Below are 16,668 nucleotides of genomic sequence, written 5' to 3' on the forward strand. Positions count from 1 at the left end.
GAAATCCCGATTAGGACGATTATGGCCAGTGCGCCCCACAGGCGCGGCTCTTTCAGACCCGCTTGGCCACTGCCTGTCATGCGGGCGAGCAGCGCCTGTTTGTCGAGCCATTGGTGCTTGATCACCGCGCCGATATGGAGCGCCAGCAATATGTAGGTCAGCCATGCCAGTGCGCTGTGGGCATTCGCTGCCCACGCTTCCCAGGCGGATTTCATCTCTGGCTGCATATCGGCAATGAAACCGATGTGGGGCCACGGAATGGTGGAATACAGAAGCGTCGGAATGTCGATCTTAGCCGCCGACACCAGAACCCAACCGCTGATCGGTAGGCCGATCATGATCATATAGAAGGCGATATGGGTGATGGCCGACGCGATCCGCTCGTATTTCGGCATTTCGGCGGGTGGTGGGGGCGCGCGATGTGTCAAACGCGAGTCCAGCCGAAGCAGGCTGTGCAACAGGATGGTGATGCCAATCGACTTGGGCAGTTGAATCACTGCATAAGTCGATGCGCTGTTCTCGCCGCCCATTCGCCACCCAAGAACGATTTGGAAGACGATGGTGGCGGCAATCGCCCAGTGAAGAATGATAGCGACGCGTGAATAGCGGTCTGGATTTTGGGCCATGGTGTTCGCTGACGCTCTTGGGTTGGGACGCCGGTAGACAGGGCTGAAAGCGTCCTTTTATTATTGATACAATGTATAACTAAATACCATTCTGGAGAACGCTGCATCCTAAAAATGCGTAGCGATCATATAAATGATGATTGATAAATAAATTGCTTGCCAAGGACCGCCGTCGCTCGCATCGTCAAGGGTATAAAAATAAGCTCTTGAGAGGGGAGGGCAGATGTTAGGAAGCTTGGCAGACTGGATTTCCACGACGGCAGTCGGACAGACTGTCGCGAACGTACTGTGGCTGATACCGGCGCTTCAGAGCGTGCATATTCTGGCGATGGGCACACTGCTGATGTCGGCCACGCTGATCAGCCTGCGCCTGATGGAAGTTATCGGGCGTGACCGTCCGGTCGAATGGTTCACCCAGCGGTTCCTGTCATGGATATGGTGGCCGCTGGCCGTATTGGTGGTGACGGGTGTTCTGCTGATCACGGGTGAGCCGGCACGCGCTCTGCTGAACGTGGTGTTCCAGTTCAAAATGTTCCTGTTGGTCGCGGTTGTGGTCCTCACCGTAACGGTTCGCGGCTTTGTCGCGGGCGGTGCAGGACAGTGGAACGCCACCGTGCCGATGCGCGGCAAGGTGTTTGGCCTGATCACCTTGATCCTCTGGGCTGCGATTGTCGTCGCAGGCCGCATGATCGCCTATGTGGAGTAAGGGAAATGAGCTTGCTTCAACCTGTTGTCGATAAGATCGGAAATCTGCCGCTTTCGCAGGCGATTGCGGAATCCGCCTATCTGTTTCCGGCGTTTGAATCCGCGCATGTTCTGGCGCTGGGTATTGTCTTTGGTTCGATCGCTGCGGTGGACCTGCGTCTGTTGAACCTGCGCCTGACGGACCAGAGCGTCCTGTCGCTGACCAAGCGGTTGCTGCCATTCACATGGATCGCGTTTGTGGGTGCGGTGATCACCGGCCTTCTGATGTTTATCGCCGATCCGGGCCGCTATTTGGAGAACCTGCCGTTCCAGCTGAAATTCCTGTTGCTGGCGCTCGCAGGTGTGAACATGGCGATCAACCACTTCTTCGTCAGCCGCAATATGGATCAGTGGGGGCAACCGGGCCACTCGACGGGTGCTGCCAAGATTTCTGGCGGCATCTCGCTGTTGCTTTGGACGCTGATCATCTTCGCGGGACGCTGGATTGGCTTCAGCTGATACAACCGCTTCCGGTTACGGCAAAAAGGCACCGTTCACGGTGCCTTTTTTATTGGGCGCTCCCCTTGGAAGCGGGGCAAAATAAAACCATCGAAGCGCCGGCGGAATGGCGCTTCGATGGTGGAGGGACGATCGCTTGATCGTCTGGCCCGCAGCTGTTTTTAAGGGAGGGGTGCTGCGGGCGATTGTCAGATCTTACTGCCTGACGAATTCGCCTTCGATGTGCAGCTTCACTTCGTCGCCGATGGCCGGAAGACCATAGCGGATACCGAAGTCAGAGCGCTTGATGGTGGCATAGCCGTCAAAGCCAGCCTTGTAGGTGCCGCCCATCGACGGGCCAGCCTGATTGAACTTGACGTTGATGGTGACCGGCTGGGTCACGCCGCGCAGGGTCAGGTCGCCTTCGACCTTTGCCTTGGTCGCATCGGTGCTGTCGACCGTGACGGAGCGCGAGACGAAGGTGGCCGTCGGATGGTTTTCGACGTCAAAGAAGTCTGCATTCTTCAGGTGGCGGGTCAGGCCAGCCGAGGTCGTCAGCACATCGCCCAGCGGAACGGTTGCGGTCAGGGTGCTGGCCGACGGATCAGCCGAGTTCAGCGACAGCTCTGCGGTCACATTGGCGAACTGGCCCGTGTATTTCGAGAAGCCGAGGTGGTCGACGGTCCAGGTGATGTTGCCGTGCGATGAATCCAGCTTGTAGGCACCGGCCTGTACTTCCGACGGAACCTTGGTCAGGGCGGCTTGCGCGATGACCGAGCCTGAACCGACCAGGGTCAGCGCGGCTGCCGCAATAAGGGCGTGACGTTTGCTAATGGGCATGAGACCTCTCTATGAATTTTGTTTACTTGATATCATCGTAATGATTGATAACTATTTTCGTCAACGTCAAGTCTTGCATTTCGCCGTTATGGTGGTTGCGTTTCTGCGGAAAGCGCGGTCCTTTGTCGCGGGGTATCGTTGCAAATTGTACGGGGCGATTGTGTGAAGGGGACGCAGATGGACGCTGGCGAACGAACGGCGCTTGAAGCCGAAGTTGGCCGTCTGCGTGACGTTGGGGTCATGGGGCGATCCGGCACCATGGTGCGGCTGTTCGATTTCATTGCCGATCGAACCCTGTCCGGCACGCGTCCCAATGAAGCGGAAATCGCCGTCGAGGTCTTTGGCCGTTCGGGAAGCTTTGAGGCGGGGCAGGATGCGGTGGTGCGGGTCTATGTGCACCGCTTGCGAAAGCGGCTGGACGACTATTACGTCCGACACCCCGTAGAGCGTCGCCTGACGGTTCCGCGGGGCGAATATCGCTTCACGCTTGAAAGCGGTGCGGTGCCTTCATCTCCGGCAAAGATGCCATCGCTTTGGGTGTCGTCATGGCCCAAATGGGTACCGGCGGGGATTGCCGCCTGCGCTCTGTTGGCGGGGTTGGCTGGAGGATATGTCCTCGGCGAAGGGCACCATAGGGCGACCGATGCCTTTACCAGATCGGCTGTGTGGGCGGCCTATCGCAAGGCTGACCGGCCTTTGATGATCGTGGTCGGCGACTATTACATCTATGGCGAGACGGACCACATCGGCAATGTGCAGCGGCTGGTGCGCGAGTTTGACATCAACTCCCGCGAAGACCTCTACGAGCACATGATGCTGGCCGAGGATAGCGTCGAAGGCGCGGTCGATCTCAATCTGGCCTACCTTCCAATCTCGGTGGCGGAAGCCTTGCGGGCCTTGTCGCCGCTGATCGGACAGCGATCCAATGTGCGACTGATCATGGCGTCGGATTTCACGCCGCGAATGCTCAGGGACAATGACGTCATCTACGTCGGCTACATCAGTGGCCTGCACGCTCTGGAGCCGATCACCTTCCGCGATGGACGTTTTCAGGTCGGCAGCAGCTATGATGAGCTAACCGATAGGCAGACGGGAAAACGCTATCAAAGCGATAGCGCTAGGGCCGGTGCGCCGGGGGGCGACAATCGCGAGTTCGGCTATTTCACCAGCGTGATCGGGCCAAAGGGCAACCGCCTGACGGTTTTGGCGGGGACGCGCGATGCGGGTTTGATCGGCGTGGCCCAAGCGGTCACCGATGCCTCTGTCATCGGCAAGGTCAAACTGGCTGACGGTGGTGTCGAGATGATCGTCGAGGCCAGCGGCAAGGACTTTATGGGTTTGGTCCCTAAAGTCGTCGCCGAAGCCCCGCGTAACGGTCAGCCAGCCTGGCCTGCGAACTAGGAAAACGGTTTGGGGTTTAGAGGGCGGTGCTCATAGCTGCTGTCGGTGATCAGGGTGGACTCTGTAAAGCCGCCCGAGGCCTCGAGGCGCAGGGTGATCTTATCGACCGTGCGGTTCTGCCAATACCAACCGTGAATGCCGTCAAACGCCGCCGTATAAAGGCCCTGCATCTGGGTGCCGTCGGTCATGCTATAGCTTTCGGTCAGGTCCTCTCCACCATCGGTCGGTGTTGCGTGCAGGTCGGAACGAACCTTTCCCGTAGCGGTCCATCGAAAGGCGATGCGGGCATCCTTTGGTGCGGCGTATTTGAGTTCGACTGACTCATACGGAGCCAGCTCGACCTCGAAATAATCCTTTTGCCCATTGATGGGGGCAGGCGCGCTGGTCTCGATTTTGAGAACGCCTGTACGCTTGGCACCGCGAACCTGTTCTTCGTTCAACTCGGCTTGAGGGGCGTCGCCTTTGGCGCCTCCGGCGTCCGAGCAGCCCGTGACCGACATAATAATTGCGACGGCGCAGGCGGCTGCGAGTGATGGCTTGACCATGTTCCGACGATCCGATCCGTGATCCCTATGCATCTTAGAAGCCCGAGCTGCCGGGGATCTTCTCCGGCTCTACGGGCGGTTGGTAGGTTGCATGGCAGGCAGCGCAGACGTTGTAGATCTCGCTTCCGGTTTCCATGACGGCTTCGGCATTGTGGGTCTTGGCGGCGGCTTGGGCGCGCAGCGAAATCTTGGTCAGGGCGTCAGCGTATTCAATCCAGTCATCTCCCTTGCCTTCTGCGTAGGCCGGATTTTTCAGCAGGACGCCCATCTCGGCGAGGGTGGCGACGGCCGATTGGGTGGCCAGCCAGCCCGCGTCCGTTGTGGGGGTCAGATCGCGGGTGCCGTTAGCATCCGATATGGTGCCGGTGGATTTCCAGAATACGTCCGCCTGCGGCTGCACGATGATCTGCATCATGGTTTTGATGTCGTGCGCGGGCTCTGCCGCGGTCGGTGCTGCGGGGGCTTGGGAACAAGCCGCAGCGCCGAGCGAAATGGCGCAGGTGAGTGTGACTGTGGCGATAATCGATAGGTCGTGCCGTCCCATGGTGGTCCCCTCTTGGCCGTGGTCATAAACATGGCGCGCGAGGGCGAGGGGCGTCAGTTAATTACGGTAGATGTAACTGTTACAGGCAAGGTGTAACCTGCGCTTCTAAGGCGCAAATCTAGGATGATGGACGCGTTGGGGCTGAATGTTTGAAGGTGAGAAAAACGCCTATAATAATCTGACAAGAAAGAAAAAATTAGTTGTCCGTGTGAACGGCCAGGTCCGTGCGAGGCGGTAACGCCAGTCGTAACGGTAAATAACTTTTGGCGCTTTCAATGGCTCGCCAGACTGCTCCCATTAACCAGTGGGAAGGGCGGGCCGAAATGTCTGCGTTCAGAGTGGTAGGAGCGACTTCGACGTGTTTGCTGGCTTCTGTCGGTGTCGTCGGTGTGTCGAATGCGGCTGATGCCGAGCAGGTCCATTCTCTTGCTCCGGTCGTGGTCATGGCGACGCGTAGCGCCAAGGGCATTGATGCGGATCTGATCGGCAGTTCGGTTTCCGTGCTTCAGCCGGAGGATTTGAGCCAGCGCCAAACGCGCGTGGTCACCGATATCCTTCGCGACATTCCGGGCATATCCGTTGGCCGCTCTGGTGCGGCGGGCAACTTTACCCAAGTCCGTGTACGGGGCGCAGAGGCGAACCACGTCCTGGTCCTGATTGACGGGGTAGAGGTGTCCGACCCCTTCATGGGCGAGTTCGACTTTGCGACGCTTCTGTCGGACGAGGTCGCAAGGATCGAGGTCCTGCGCGGACAGCAGAGCGCGCTTTACGGATCGGACGCTATCGCTGGTGTCATCAACTATATCACCCCGACGGGGCGGGATGTATCTGGTGCATCCTTGCGTATCGAGGGCGGCAGCATGGGCACGATTGGTGCGGCGGCGCGCCTTGGTGTCGCAACGGACAAGGCCGACTTTGCCCTGAGTGCAGCCTATCAGCACAGTGACGGCTATCCGACATCGACGCATGGCGCGCGACATATCGGCTCCGACATTGGATCTGTGTCGGCGCGCGGCAACTATGATCTAAGCGATGCGGTGAAGCTGAGCGCGGGCTTGCGCTATACCCGCACCGATGCCGACACCAATGCTCAGGACTATCTGACGGGGCACGTCGTCGATACGCCCGGCTCCCATGGCGATATCCGCAGCCTGTATGCGGACATCTCGGCCCATTATCGGCCCTTGGGCTCGGCATGGGCGCATAGTGTGTCGGCCCAGCATGTGTCAGCCCAACGCGACGACTACAAGCTTTCTGGCCGTACGGGGGGCGGGGAAGGGACCCGCTCAAAGGCCTCCTACGTCCTGAGCTATGAACGCGAAGCGGGCCAGCTGCTTCATCGGTTCAACGCGGCTGTCGATATAGAGCGCGAGACGTTTCAGAACACCGCGCCCTATAGCCCATGGGGAGCGGACATCACCAAGCGCAGCACCCGCACGCTTGGTCTCGTGGCCCAGTATGATCTGAGCAAGGATCGCGACTGGGGGCTGGGGATCGCTCTGCGGCACGACGACAACAATCGTTTCGACAGTGCGACCACCCATCGCCTGCATGGCTTCTATCATGTCTCGCCCACCTTGCGCCTTCGGGCGGCGGCGGGATCGGGCATCAAGAACCCCGGCCAGACCGAGATGTTCGGCTATAACGCCAGCGCCTATCCCTTTGTCGGCAATCCCGATCTGCGTCCGGAACGTTCCGAGGGGTGGGAAGTCGGGGCCGACATTAAGTCTGGGCGGACCGAATGGGCCGTGACCTATTTCAACGCGCGGCTGAAGGACGAGATTTACGGGGTTTACGATGCGCCGCCTTCGGCCTGCGCCACGCCCGTCGATCCGACGCCCACCAGCTGTTCCACTACCGGCAACCGTGACACGGTTTCGCGTCAGCAAGGTGTGGAGGTTTCGTTCGCGGCTCAGCTGGCGGAATGGGCAAGGCTCAACGCCAGCTATACCTATCTGGATGCGGTCGAAAACGGGGTGGAGGAAATCCGACGTCCGCCTCATATCGCCAGCGCAAACTTGACCGTCCATTCCCCGTCGCGTCGGGGGCAGGTGACAGCCAGCCTGCGTTACAACGGTCGGTCCATAGACACCGATTTTGCCACCTATCCGGCGCGCAATGTGAGCCTTTCGTCCTTCGTCCTGTTCAACCTCGCGGGCTCCTGGAAGGTGAATGAGCGGGTCGAGGTCTTTGGCCGCGTAGAGAACCTGTTCGGCGAGCAATATCAGGAAGTCCTCAACTATCGCGGGGCCCCGCGTGCAGCCTATGCGGGCTTCAGGGTGCGCTATTGATGGGCAATGTCGCGACATCGGCGGTGTGGCTTTGTGCCATGTTGGCCAGCCTCGGCCTTTTGGGCGGGGGCGTGACCCTTCGTCGTGGCGTGTTCTTTGTAATCGCGGCGGGCGTGGTCGCGTTCGTAAGCCTTTATCTGGTTCCATCTCCCGACTGGGTGGGCTTGAGTATCGCGCTACTTGTTGGCGTGAGCCTTTGGTCCACCCGATTTTTTTCACCCGAGCTGCGTGCGACGCTAGCGGGGATTTGCGCGGGTCTGGGCACCGCCCTCTATGTGCAGTCTGGCGTTGTCTGGTGGCAGGCGGCGGTACTGTTTCTTGTGGCCATGCTGGCGGGTTTGACGTGGATGCGTCTGGCTCGGCCCGATGCCACGCGTTTGGATGTCATGACCTTGCTGGCGAGCGGCGTGGCAGTGGTCGTCGGATATTGGCCCGCGCTTGTCGATGGCTGGCAATCGGGCGCGCAACTGGCGCAACAGAACGCCAGCGACGCAGCCAATCACACATTACCGATCTGGGTGGTCGGGGCCATTATGGTCGCGGCATTGGGGGGCGCGTGCATGAGTATGAGGGGGCGTAAATGAGCTTGCTCGGGATTTTGGAGAACGGGCTGTTTGCTGTCGGACAGGTCCTGCGCTTTCCGGTCATGGTGGCGCTGTGGCTGTGTGTGATCGCGGTGGCCTATCACGTCGGGCTGGCGGGCGCGGATGTGGTGCGCCGGATGGCGGCGGCGCGAAGCTTTGATGTGAAGCGCTGGGTCAACAGCGGGGCTGTGTTGGGGGCCGATGCAGAACGGCTGTCGGCCCTGCCAGCGCCGCTGCGTCGCTTTGTCGATGGGGTTCAGGCGCAAGGACGGGCCGGATCGCTTTTGCACGGTGGTCTGGAGAACGTTCTGGCCGAGCATGAGGAGGCCGCCCGACATGCGCTGGATGTCCCGCGCGCACTTGTAAAGGTCGCGCCCAGCCTCGGACTGTTGGGGACCTTGATCCCGATGGGTGCATCGCTGGCTGCCATGTCCGGTGGCGACCTGAATGCGATGGCCGCACACATGGTCGTGGCCTTTACCACGACCATTATCGGCATCGCTGTCGGCACGGTGGCCTATGTGGTGGTGTCGATCCGTCAGGCAGGGTTGAACGTCGCTGTGCGCCAGATGCGGTATCTGGCCGAGGTTATCGCAGCCGAGATGGAGAGCCGTTGATGGGACGGTTCCTGCAAATGGCCCCGCCGGAAGAGCCGATAGAGGACGATCCGCTGTCGGGCATCGCCAATCTGTTCGACGTGTCGATCGTTTTCATCGTGGGGCTGATGATTGCCCTGTTCTCGAACTTCGGACTGAACGCCTTCCTTGATCGGGACAGTGAGGTCACGGTGGTGCGGACCGACGCTGACGGGCGGCAGGAGATGATCGTCAAACGCGGCGAAACCATCGAAGCCTATAAGATGTCTGGCCGCAGCGGCACCGGCGATGGAACGCGGCTGGGCACCGCCTACCAGCTTGAAAACGGCCAGATCATCTATGTGCCCGAAACCTCGGCCAATGAGGCGGAGGACTAAGGCGTGGTTCGGCTGCTGGCATTTGTGGCGTGCATCTGGCTGGCAGTCATTACGGCTGCGGTCGCGCAGACCGATACCATTCGTCTGGGCTTTGTCTTTTCTGACACCAATGTGCCGGCGACGCTGGCGGCCTATCGTCAGGTTATGGCGGAACGTCCTGATCTTCAGGGGCGGATTTCGCTGACCCTACTGTCGGAAAGCACGGTCGATCAGGTTGCAGCCGAGACGTTGGCGGCCAGCGACGTTCTGGTCTTCGATATGATGAACGAGCAACTGCTGGCGGCCTTCGATGCCCGCCATCAGTCCGACATCCTTGGCACCGTTTCCCACGATGGCGTTGTCCTAGGGGTGGGCGAGGGGTTGAGCCCCGCCGAAACCTTTGCGGCCAAGGGCGTTACACTGGACGCGCGGGCCAGTGCCTATTGGGCCCACGGGGGCGCTGCGAACCACGTCGGCCTTATGAAACAGGCGCTGGCGGCGGCGAGCGTCGCGGGCTTTACCCTGCCTGATCCGGAACGCTCTCTGGACTTCGGCTACTATTACCCCTCGGCGGATGGCGGGCGTGTTTTTGCCAGCTGGGACGCGTTTCAGGCCTTCACAGACGGCAAAGCCGCGCCGGATGCGCCGTCGATCGCCGTGGGCTTTTTCAAAGCCTTATTTTATGCGGGCGATATGGCGGTGGTGGATGCTGTCATCGCCGAGATCGAACGGCGTGGCGCACGGGCGATTCCGGTATTCGGATATCCCGGGCCGGTCGCCTTTCAGCGATTGCTGGTGGATGATGAAGGACGCCCACGGGCCGATGCCGCAGTGGCGCTGAACTTCCAGTTCGCGGACAGCAACTCTTCAACTGTCATGCAGTCGGTCGGGATCACGGCCATCAATGCCATTTCCCTCTATGGCCGTAGCGAGGCTGACTGGCGCACTTCGCCAAACGGCCTTTCGTCGTTTGAGGGGACATTCAATGTGGCGGTGCCTGAACTGGCGGGCGCGATCGCCCCCACGGTGGTGGCATCATCCGAGAAGGTCGTCGATGCCACGACGGGCCTGACGGTTGTGGCCAACCGACCGATCACAGAGCGGGTCGAAACGGCTGTGGGGCGGGCGCTGGGTCACGCTAATCTGCGCCGCAAACCCAACGCAGAGAAGCGCATCGCCCTCGTTTATTACAACTATCCCTCGGGGCGGGCGAACATCGGTGCCAGCTATCTGAACGTCGCCGAGACCCTGCACAATGTCCTGAGCCAGCTTGAGCGCGAAGGCTATGATGTGGGCGTCAACATCCCGTCGGCTACTGAACTGCTGGATGCCATCACCAACCGTGCGCGAAACGTCATGGGTGCCGCACCGGGTGAGCTGGAAGCCCTGATCGCCCAGGGCGATGTGGTGCGCGTCAGCCGCGCCCAGTATGCCGATTGGCTGAACCAGCTTCCCCATCCGCTGCGCGAAAAGATCGTCGAGGATTGGGGCCCAGCTGGGCAGAGCGGCCCCATGGTCGCGCCTGACGGTTCAATGGTTGTGCCAGTACTGCGCTTTGGCAATGTCGTTCTGACGCCGCAGCCCGCGCGCGGGTGGGGTGAAAACCTTCAGGCCCTATACCACGCCAAGGATCTGGCCCCGCACCATCAGTATGTCGCCGCATACGGTTGGTTGCGGCACGCCTATCGGGCGGATGCCATCGTCCATATCGGCACGCATGGAACGCTGGAATGGCTGGACGGCAAGGATGTGGGCCTGTCGGAAGAGGATGCTTCCGATGCGCTCATCGGCACCACGCCGCACGGCTATATCTACAACGTCGATGTGGTGGGCGAAGGACTGGTGGCCCGTCGGCGCAGCGCAGCGGTTCTCGTCGATCACATGGTCCCGCCCTTTGTCGAGGGTGGCCTGACCAATGACTTGGCCAAGCTCAGCGAACTGTTGAACGACCACAGCGTCAACGAGGGCAAGAACCCCGAAATGGCGCTGCTCTACGCCCGTCAGGCCCGCGATCAGGCGATTGCCATGGGACTGACCAAGGATTTGGGTCTGGATGCCAGCGCCGATTGGTCGGACGAGGACATCCACCAGTTGGAGTCCTATCTCCTCGGCCTGAAATCTCAGACCATCCCCTTTGGCATGCATGCCTTCGGGCGCACGCCCGATGACGAGGCGATTGCCAGCACCGTGCGCGCCATTGCCTCGGTCGATCGAGAAAACTCGCTTGGCCAGCCCGGTATTTCTGCGGACGAGATCGAGAGCCGTATCCGTGCCTCTGGCCCCAGAGAGCTGGCAAGCCTGATGCGGATGCTGGGCGGTCAGTTCGTCGGCGGTGGCACGGGCGGCGAGCCTATTCGTAATCCCGATGCCTATGCGACGGGCAAGAATTTCTACGGCCTTGACCCGGAGAAACTGCCCAAGCCCGTGGCGTGGGACATGGGCGTGCGACTGGCGGACGAGTTCCTGCAAATCCATATGGGCCAGCACGGTGCCTATCCCCAGAAGGTGTCTTTCGTGATCTGGGGCGACGAGACCATGCGCCATGAAGGCGTGCTGGAGTCGCAGATATTTCATATGCTCGGGACGCGCCCTGTCTGGGACGCGCGTGGCAAGCTCGTGGATGTCGAGCTCGTATCGCGTGCCGAGCTGGGCCGTCCGCGTGTGGACATCGTTATTGCTTCTGCGGCGGAGGGCATGTTCGCGAACCTTACCCGCTTGCTGGATAAGGCTGTGCAACTGGCCAAGGAAGCGGACGAGGCCGACAATGCAGTCCGCAACAACTATCTGACTATCCGTCAGGCCCTGATCGACTCGGGCACCGCCGAGGCAGACGCCGACCGTATGGCGTCGGTTCGCATTTTTGACGAGCCGCCGGGCCAGTTCAATCTGAACACCTCGGCCATCGCCGCGAACAGCGGATCGTGGGACAGCGACGGCGGAATGGCCAATGACTACATCAGCAAGATGGGTCACGCCTATGGGGCGGGCTATTGGGGCTATGCCATGCCGGATGTGTTCAGGCTGGTGCTGGCCGATACGGACACAGTCATCCACTCCAGCTCGACCACCCTCTATGGCGCGCTCGATAACGACGACATGTACATGTACATGGGCGGGCTATCGGCGGCGATCCGCTCCGTCAGCAAGGACGGCCATGCACCCGAACTGATGATCACCAACACACGCGACCCCGACCGCGTGGCCATGACCGACATCCACGCCTTTATCGGCAGCGAGTTCCGCTCGCGGTACGTCAATCCGAACTGGATACGCGGCATGCAGGGCGAAGGCTATGCGGGGGCAGGGGCCATCCGCGAGTTCGTCGAATACCTCTGGGGCTGGGAAGCGACGGTGGCCGACACGGTCGATGACGCCATGTGGTCCGAGACGTTCGAGACCTATGTGCAGGACAAGCACGATCTAGGCATGAAGGCCTTTTTCGAAAGCCAGTCCCCCTATGCCTATCAGGACATCACCGCGCGCATGATCGAAACCATCCGCAAGGGGGGCTGGAATGCGGATGCCGAGACCCGCCGTAAACTGCTTCAGGAATATCTCGCCAGTGTGAACCAGCATGGTGTGAACTGCACGGAAGTCAGCTGTGGCAATGCGCGGCTGCTGGAATACGTCCTCGACGAAGCACAGGCAGCAGGCGTGGATGCCGAAGCGATCACGAAGGCGGAGGACGCCTTTGAATCCGCAATGGGCCGCTCCATCAAACAGGCCGCAGACGAGCTGCGATCGTTTGCGGCGGAACTTGACGGCATCAGATCGAACGCATCCTCGAAACGTGGCGAACTCGACCTGCCATCGCAGGCACCAGCCGCCCCTCCGCCAGTCGCTGCGCCGCTCTCTGCGCCCGCCGCGAGCCAACCCTCCAAGGGCTACACCGGCTATGTCATGGATCGGGAAGTCCTGCAGACGGCGGCCCGCCAGAGCGTGCAGGCGGCACGAAACATCCGCCTCCGGCTGCTCGATTTGATCTGGCCTCTAATCGCGCTGGTCGGGGTATTCGCCTTTACGGCCCGTCCTGCCCGCCGCGAAGCCGTGGAGCGCGATTAACGACACGTTCGAGCCAACGCCACATCCGCGCAGGGGTTGTGGCACCCCATTCGGAATCATGGTTTCAGGTAAGCGTGCCATCTGCATGATTAAGTATCTGATTTTTCTGAGTTTGTGGCGGAAGAGGTGGGATTCGAACCCACGGTAGGCTCTCACCTACGCCGGTTTTCAAGACCGGTGCCTTAAACCGCTCGGCCACTCTTCCGTGTCTGAACCGGATCCGAGCGATTCCGGTGCGACTTGAACGGGTGAATAGCCGCAAGATGTCGAGAACCCAATAGGGAAAAGGGATAATCGGCGTTAACCATATTGGAAGCTGCTGCTGGCCTTATAGTGGTATGCAGTTCGCCGCCGTTGTTACCGAACCGAACCACAGGTCCCGCAAGGCCATTGCGCCGGAAACGCGCGCCGCAAATCTTGTGCGCGCTGCGAGTGTGATCGCGGCGGCGTTGACCCTGACGGCGTGCGCCAGTTCGGGCGGCAAGGGTGGTCCGCTGCGGGATATTCCGGTTGTCACCGATCCGGCACCGATCGTTTCGGGGACCATGCGCCCCTATACGGTCAGAGGCCGCACCTATCGGCCTGCGGAACAGCCGAACTATGACGAGACCGGTATGGCGTCCTGGTACGGGCAATACCATCACGGTCGGTCCACGTCGTCGGGCGAGCGGTTCGACATGCACGCCCTGACGGCCGCGCATAAAACCCTGCCTCTGCCCAGCATGGTTGAGGTGACGAACACGGCCAATGGGCGTCGGGTCTTGTTGCGGGTGAATGATCGCGGTCCGTTCGTTGATAACCGCATCATCGACCTCTCGCGCGGAGCAGCTGAGGCTCTGGGCCTGCTGGAGCGCGGCGTAGGAGAGGTGAGGGTGCGGTATGCCGGACCTGCACCGCGCAGTGGTGGTGGCGCGGTGCTGACGGGGGGCGGTGGTCGCTCGCCTGCGCCTGCGACAGCACCAAGTCCGGCTCCGGTACCTTCATCGACGGCGCGACCCTATAACGAGGTGGTTCGCGAGCAGCCACGGACACAAGCGCCGCCCCCGCGCTCATCAACCCGCTCCATTGTTCCGATCCCGCAGCAGGCCCTGCCGCCGGTGATGCCGCCGCGCGATGCGCCGCTGAGCGCACCGCCACCAGCAGTAACGGTTACTGCGCCGGTCAATCCGCCAGCGGTCGTAGCCCAGCCGCGCTATCGTGTTCAGGTGATTGCCTTTGACGAACAGGCCTTTGCCGATGGTGTCGCAAGGCGTCTGGGCGGCAATACGGTTGTGGAAAGTTTCCAGCGCAACGGACGCACACTTTATCGCGTGGTGACGGGATCATTCACTGATCAGGCGCAAGCCGAGCAGGCCAGACAGGCCATCGTTGCACGTGGTTTTGCCGAAGCCCTGTTGATAGCCGACTAAATCGGGGTGACATCCCCGACGGGCGCCGCCATTGTGCGCCGGTGCGAGGCAGATTCATTACATTCGAGGGCGGCGAAGGTGCCGGTAAGACCACGCAGGCGCGCCTGCTGGCCGAGCGCCTGCGCGAGCATGGTATCGACGTCGTTCAGACGCGGGAGCCGGGCGGATCGCCCGGAGCCGAGGAAATCCGCGCCATTGCGGTATCCGGCGATGCGGAGCGGTGGTCGGCGCGAACCGAAACCCTGCTGATGTACGCCTCGCGTTCCGACCATCTGGAGCGCAAGATCCTGCCTGCGCTGGAAGAGGGCAAATGGGTCGTGTGCGACCGCTTTGCCGATTCGAGCCGTGCCTATCAGGGCGCAGGCGGGGGTGCGCCCGAAAGCCTGATCGAGGCGCTGGACCTGCATGTCGTTGGCGACAACCAGCCGAACCTGACCGTGGTGTTCGATATTCCGGTCGAGGTGGGGCTTGAACGCGCCTTCGGCCGTGGGCTTTTCGAAACCCGCTTCGAGAGCAAGGGCCTGGCCTTCCACCAGAAGCTTCGTGAAGGCTTCCTGGAGGTGGCCGTGCGCCATCCCGAACGTTGTGTGGTGCTGGACGCTACCGGCGAGGTCGAAGAGGTTGCCGAGCGGCTGTGGGCCGTGGTGGAGGAGCGGCTGCTTTGAGCGAGCATCCGCGCGACCGGTACGAACTGATCCCTGACCCCAAGGCCGAGGAGGCCTTTCTGGACGCTCTTTCCCGCGGGCGGCTGCACCATGCCTGGCTGCTGTGCGGGGTAGAGGGGATCGGCAAGGCGACCTTTGCCTATCGTGCGGCGCGTCGACTGTTGGGGGCTGCACCCGATCCGTCTAAAGGCCCGCTGGGCGCTTCGGCCCATGACCCTGTCAGCCGTCTGGTTTCGGCGCAGGCGCATCCTGATTTGTTGGTGCTGGAACGGATTGTAGATGGCGGCAAGACCAAGAAGGCGATCTCGGTCGAGCAGGCGCGGCAACTGCCCGAGTTCTTCTCCAAGAGCCCGTCACAAGCCAAGCACCGCGTCGCCATCATCGATGCGGCGGATGATTTGAACGTCAATGCTGCCAATGCCTTGCTGAAGATTCTTGAGGAACCACCTGAAAGCGGTGTGCTGTTCCTCGTGACCCATGCGCCGGGGCGTTTGCTGCCGACGATCCGCTCGCGCTGCCGCCGTCTGAGCTTCCCCATCTGGCCGGAGAACCGACTGGCCGAGCTGGTGCAGTCGCGCAGTGGCGTGTCGTGGGATGATGCCGAACTGGCAGCCTCCATGGCCGGTGGCTCTCCGGGCGCGGCGCTCAGCCTGGCCAGCGGGCCGCTGTTCGAGATGGACCAGATCGCCCGCCTGTGGGTCGAAGGTCCGGCAGTGGACCGTGCCGAACAGATGGCCGTTTCCGACAGCTTCCGGGGTAGTGAAGGGGCCGCGCGTTTCGAGGCCCTGATGGATCGCCTGATCGCCGCCGTGAAGCGTCGCGCCACCGAGGCGGGCGGGCGCGAAGGCGCGCGCTGGGCCGAGCTTTGGGTGCGCCTGTCGGAACTGCCAGAGCGTGCCGCCGGTTTGAATATGGACAAGAGCGATGTGCTGGCCGGTGCGCTGGCCGATATCGCGCGTACGAAAGCGTCTGCCTGAACATGCTGATCGACAGCCACGTCAATCTTCACGCCCCCCAATTCGACGAGGACCGCGACGAGGTCATCGCCCGCGCCCGCGAGGCCGGCGTGCAGATGATGGTCGAAATCTCGGACAAGCTGTCCACCTTCGAGGCGACCCACGCCATCGCCATGAACAATCCGGACATCTGGTGCACGGTGGGCGTCCATCCGCACGAGGCCAAGGATTATGCGGACCTGAAGGCCGACACCCTGATCGAGCTGGCGCAGCGCGACCGTGTGGTGGCGATTGGCGAGTGCGGTCTGGATTTCCACTATGACTTCAGCCCGCGCGGTATCCAGGCCGAGGTCTTCCGCCAGCACATCATCGCCGCGCGCGAGACGGGTCTGCCGCTGGTGGTCCATACCCGCGAGGCCGATGAGGTCTGTGCCCAAATCCTGAAGGAAGAAATGGCCAAGGGGCCGTTCAAATTTCTCATGCACTGCTACACAAGTGGTCAGGAACTGGCGGATATTGCCCGGGAAATGGGAGCCTGGTTCTCGGTCTCCGGCATCGCCACCTTCAAGGCCGCCGAGGATGTGCGCGAGGTGATCCGCACCATGCCGAAT

The 16,668-nt window shown here is 61.4% G+C and carries 16 protein-coding genes and 1 tRNA gene; 12 read left to right on the top strand and 5 right to left on the bottom strand.

Annotated elements, in window-relative coordinates; genetic code table 11:
• Window positions 1-626, bottom strand: a 626-nt coding sequence (locus tag Q0Y42_RS12640; RefSeq protein WP_297804317.1) for a cytochrome b, incomplete at its 3' end; no start/stop codon positions are given.
• Window positions 627-849: 223 nt separating this feature from the next.
• On the opposite strand from Q0Y42_RS12640, the gene Q0Y42_RS12645 reads away from it, so the two are divergent.
• Complete coding sequence (locus Q0Y42_RS12645) at window positions 850-1,332, top strand: DUF6644 family protein (RefSeq protein WP_297804319.1); 483 nt, start codon at window positions 850-852, stop codon at window positions 1,330-1,332.
• Between the two features lie 5 nt (window positions 1,333-1,337).
• Window positions 1,338-1,829 carry a DUF6644 family protein gene (locus Q0Y42_RS12650; RefSeq protein WP_297804321.1) on the top strand — a complete coding sequence of 164 codons (492 nt, stop codon included), beginning with the start codon at window positions 1,338-1,340 and terminating at the stop codon, window positions 1,827-1,829.
• Between the two features lie 195 nt (window positions 1,830-2,024).
• Here the strand turns inward: Q0Y42_RS12650 and Q0Y42_RS12655 are convergent, their stop codons facing one another.
• Entirely contained in the window at window positions 2,025-2,648 is a 624-nt protein-coding gene (locus tag Q0Y42_RS12655; RefSeq protein WP_297804323.1) for a YceI family protein, read from the bottom strand.
• 177 nt (window positions 2,649-2,825) lie between these two features.
• Between Q0Y42_RS12655 and Q0Y42_RS12660 the strand changes: the two genes are divergently transcribed.
• Window positions 2,826-4,049 (top strand): helix-turn-helix domain-containing protein, encoded by a 1,224-nt coding sequence (locus Q0Y42_RS12660; RefSeq protein WP_297804325.1) that lies wholly within the window; start codon window positions 2,826-2,828, stop codon window positions 4,047-4,049.
• Here Q0Y42_RS12660 and Q0Y42_RS12665 read toward each other — a convergent pair.
• Together Q0Y42_RS12665 and Q0Y42_RS12670 are read right to left on the bottom strand one after the other, a co-directional pair.
• Entirely contained in the window at window positions 4,046-4,594 is a 549-nt protein-coding gene (locus Q0Y42_RS12665) for a hypothetical protein (RefSeq protein WP_297804327.1), read from the bottom strand. The genes Q0Y42_RS12660 and Q0Y42_RS12665 overlap by 4 nt on opposite strands.
• A 34-nt stretch (window positions 4,595-4,628) precedes the next feature.
• Window positions 4,629-5,138: a hypothetical protein gene (locus Q0Y42_RS12670; protein ID WP_297804329.1), complete on the bottom strand. Its 510-nt coding sequence runs from the start codon at window positions 5,136-5,138 to the stop codon at window positions 4,629-4,631.
• A gap of 362 nt (window positions 5,139-5,500) precedes the next feature.
• Between Q0Y42_RS12670 and Q0Y42_RS12675 the strand changes: the two genes are divergently transcribed.
• The 5 genes from Q0Y42_RS12675 to Q0Y42_RS12695 are packed head-to-tail and all read left to right on the top strand — an operon-like array spanning window position 5,501 to window position 13,027.
• On the top strand, window positions 5,501-7,429 hold the full coding sequence (locus tag Q0Y42_RS12675; protein ID WP_297804330.1) for a TonB-dependent receptor: 1,929 nt from the start codon (window positions 5,501-5,503) through the stop codon (window positions 7,427-7,429).
• Window positions 7,429-8,013 (top strand): hypothetical protein, encoded by a 585-nt coding sequence (locus tag Q0Y42_RS12680; protein WP_297804332.1) that lies wholly within the window; start codon window positions 7,429-7,431, stop codon window positions 8,011-8,013. The genes Q0Y42_RS12675 and Q0Y42_RS12680 overlap by 1 nt, the downstream gene beginning before the upstream one ends.
• Window positions 8,010-8,630 (top strand): MotA/TolQ/ExbB proton channel family protein, encoded by a 621-nt coding sequence (locus Q0Y42_RS12685; protein ID WP_297804334.1) that lies wholly within the window; start codon window positions 8,010-8,012, stop codon window positions 8,628-8,630. The genes Q0Y42_RS12680 and Q0Y42_RS12685 overlap by 4 nt, the downstream gene beginning before the upstream one ends.
• On the top strand, window positions 8,630-8,986 hold the full coding sequence (locus tag Q0Y42_RS12690; RefSeq protein WP_297804336.1) for a DUF2149 domain-containing protein: 357 nt from the start codon (window positions 8,630-8,632) through the stop codon (window positions 8,984-8,986). Before Q0Y42_RS12685 ends, Q0Y42_RS12690 begins: the two co-directional genes overlap by 1 nt.
• A gap of 3 nt (window positions 8,987-8,989) precedes the next feature.
• Window positions 8,990-13,027, top strand: a complete 4,038-nt coding sequence (locus Q0Y42_RS12695) for a cobaltochelatase subunit CobN (RefSeq protein WP_297804338.1) — start codon at window positions 8,990-8,992, stop codon at window positions 13,025-13,027.
• 115 nt (window positions 13,028-13,142) lie between these two features.
• Here the strand turns inward: Q0Y42_RS12695 and Q0Y42_RS12700 are convergent.
• A tRNA-Ser gene (locus Q0Y42_RS12700) sits at window positions 13,143-13,232 on the bottom strand.
• A 133-nt stretch (window positions 13,233-13,365) separates the two neighbouring features.
• Here Q0Y42_RS12700 and Q0Y42_RS12705 point away from each other — a divergent pair.
• The 4 genes from Q0Y42_RS12705 to Q0Y42_RS12720 all read left to right on the top strand — a co-directional run.
• A complete protein-coding gene (locus Q0Y42_RS12705) occupies window positions 13,366-14,436 on the top strand; it encodes a septal ring lytic transglycosylase RlpA family protein (RefSeq protein ID WP_297804340.1) in 1,071 nt (356 codons plus the stop codon).
• A 41-nt stretch (window positions 14,437-14,477) separates the two neighbouring features.
• Window positions 14,478-15,101, top strand: a complete 624-nt coding sequence (gene tmk / locus Q0Y42_RS12710) for a dTMP kinase (RefSeq protein ID WP_297804342.1) — start codon at window positions 14,478-14,480, stop codon at window positions 15,099-15,101.
• Entirely contained in the window at window positions 15,098-16,078 is a 981-nt protein-coding gene (locus tag Q0Y42_RS12715; RefSeq protein ID WP_297804344.1) for a DNA polymerase III subunit delta', read from the top strand. Before tmk ends, Q0Y42_RS12715 begins: the two co-directional genes overlap by 4 nt.
• Window positions 16,079-16,080: 2 nt before the next feature.
• The coding region (locus Q0Y42_RS12720; RefSeq protein ID WP_297804346.1) for a TatD family hydrolase at window positions 16,081-16,668 on the top strand (588 nt) is incomplete at its 3' end.

This window comes from uncultured Brevundimonas sp., assembly GCF_947305955.1.
Taxonomy (GTDB): Bacteria; Pseudomonadota; Alphaproteobacteria; order Caulobacterales; family Caulobacteraceae; genus Brevundimonas.

Excerpts from the sequence above, each read along its gene's own strand:
- Q0Y42_RS12685 (WP_297804334.1), top strand. The coding sequence starts at position 8,010 with ATGAGCTTGCTCGGGATTTTGGAGAACGGGCTGTTTGCTGTCGGACAG.
- Q0Y42_RS12670 (WP_297804329.1), bottom strand. The coding sequence starts at position 5,138 with ATGGGACGGCACGACCTATCGATTATCGCCACAGTCACACTCACCTGC.
- Q0Y42_RS12660 (WP_297804325.1), top strand. The coding sequence starts at position 2,826 with ATGGACGCTGGCGAACGAACGGCGCTTGAAGCCGAAGTTGGCCGTCTG.
- Q0Y42_RS12665 (WP_297804327.1), bottom strand. The coding sequence starts at position 4,594 with ATGGTCAAGCCATCACTCGCAGCCGCCTGCGCCGTCGCAATTATTATG.
- Q0Y42_RS12690 (WP_297804336.1), top strand. The coding sequence starts at position 8,630 with ATGGGACGGTTCCTGCAAATGGCCCCGCCGGAAGAGCCGATAGAGGAC.
- Q0Y42_RS12645 (WP_297804319.1), top strand. The coding sequence starts at position 850 with ATGTTAGGAAGCTTGGCAGACTGGATTTCCACGACGGCAGTCGGACAG.
- Q0Y42_RS12650 (WP_297804321.1), top strand. The coding sequence starts at position 1,338 with ATGAGCTTGCTTCAACCTGTTGTCGATAAGATCGGAAATCTGCCGCTT.
- Q0Y42_RS12705 (WP_297804340.1), top strand. The coding sequence starts at position 13,366 with ATGCAGTTCGCCGCCGTTGTTACCGAACCGAACCACAGGTCCCGCAAG.
- Q0Y42_RS12680 (WP_297804332.1), top strand. The coding sequence starts at position 7,429 with ATGGGCAATGTCGCGACATCGGCGGTGTGGCTTTGTGCCATGTTGGCC.
- Q0Y42_RS12655 (WP_297804323.1), bottom strand. The coding sequence starts at position 2,648 with ATGCCCATTAGCAAACGTCACGCCCTTATTGCGGCAGCCGCGCTGACC.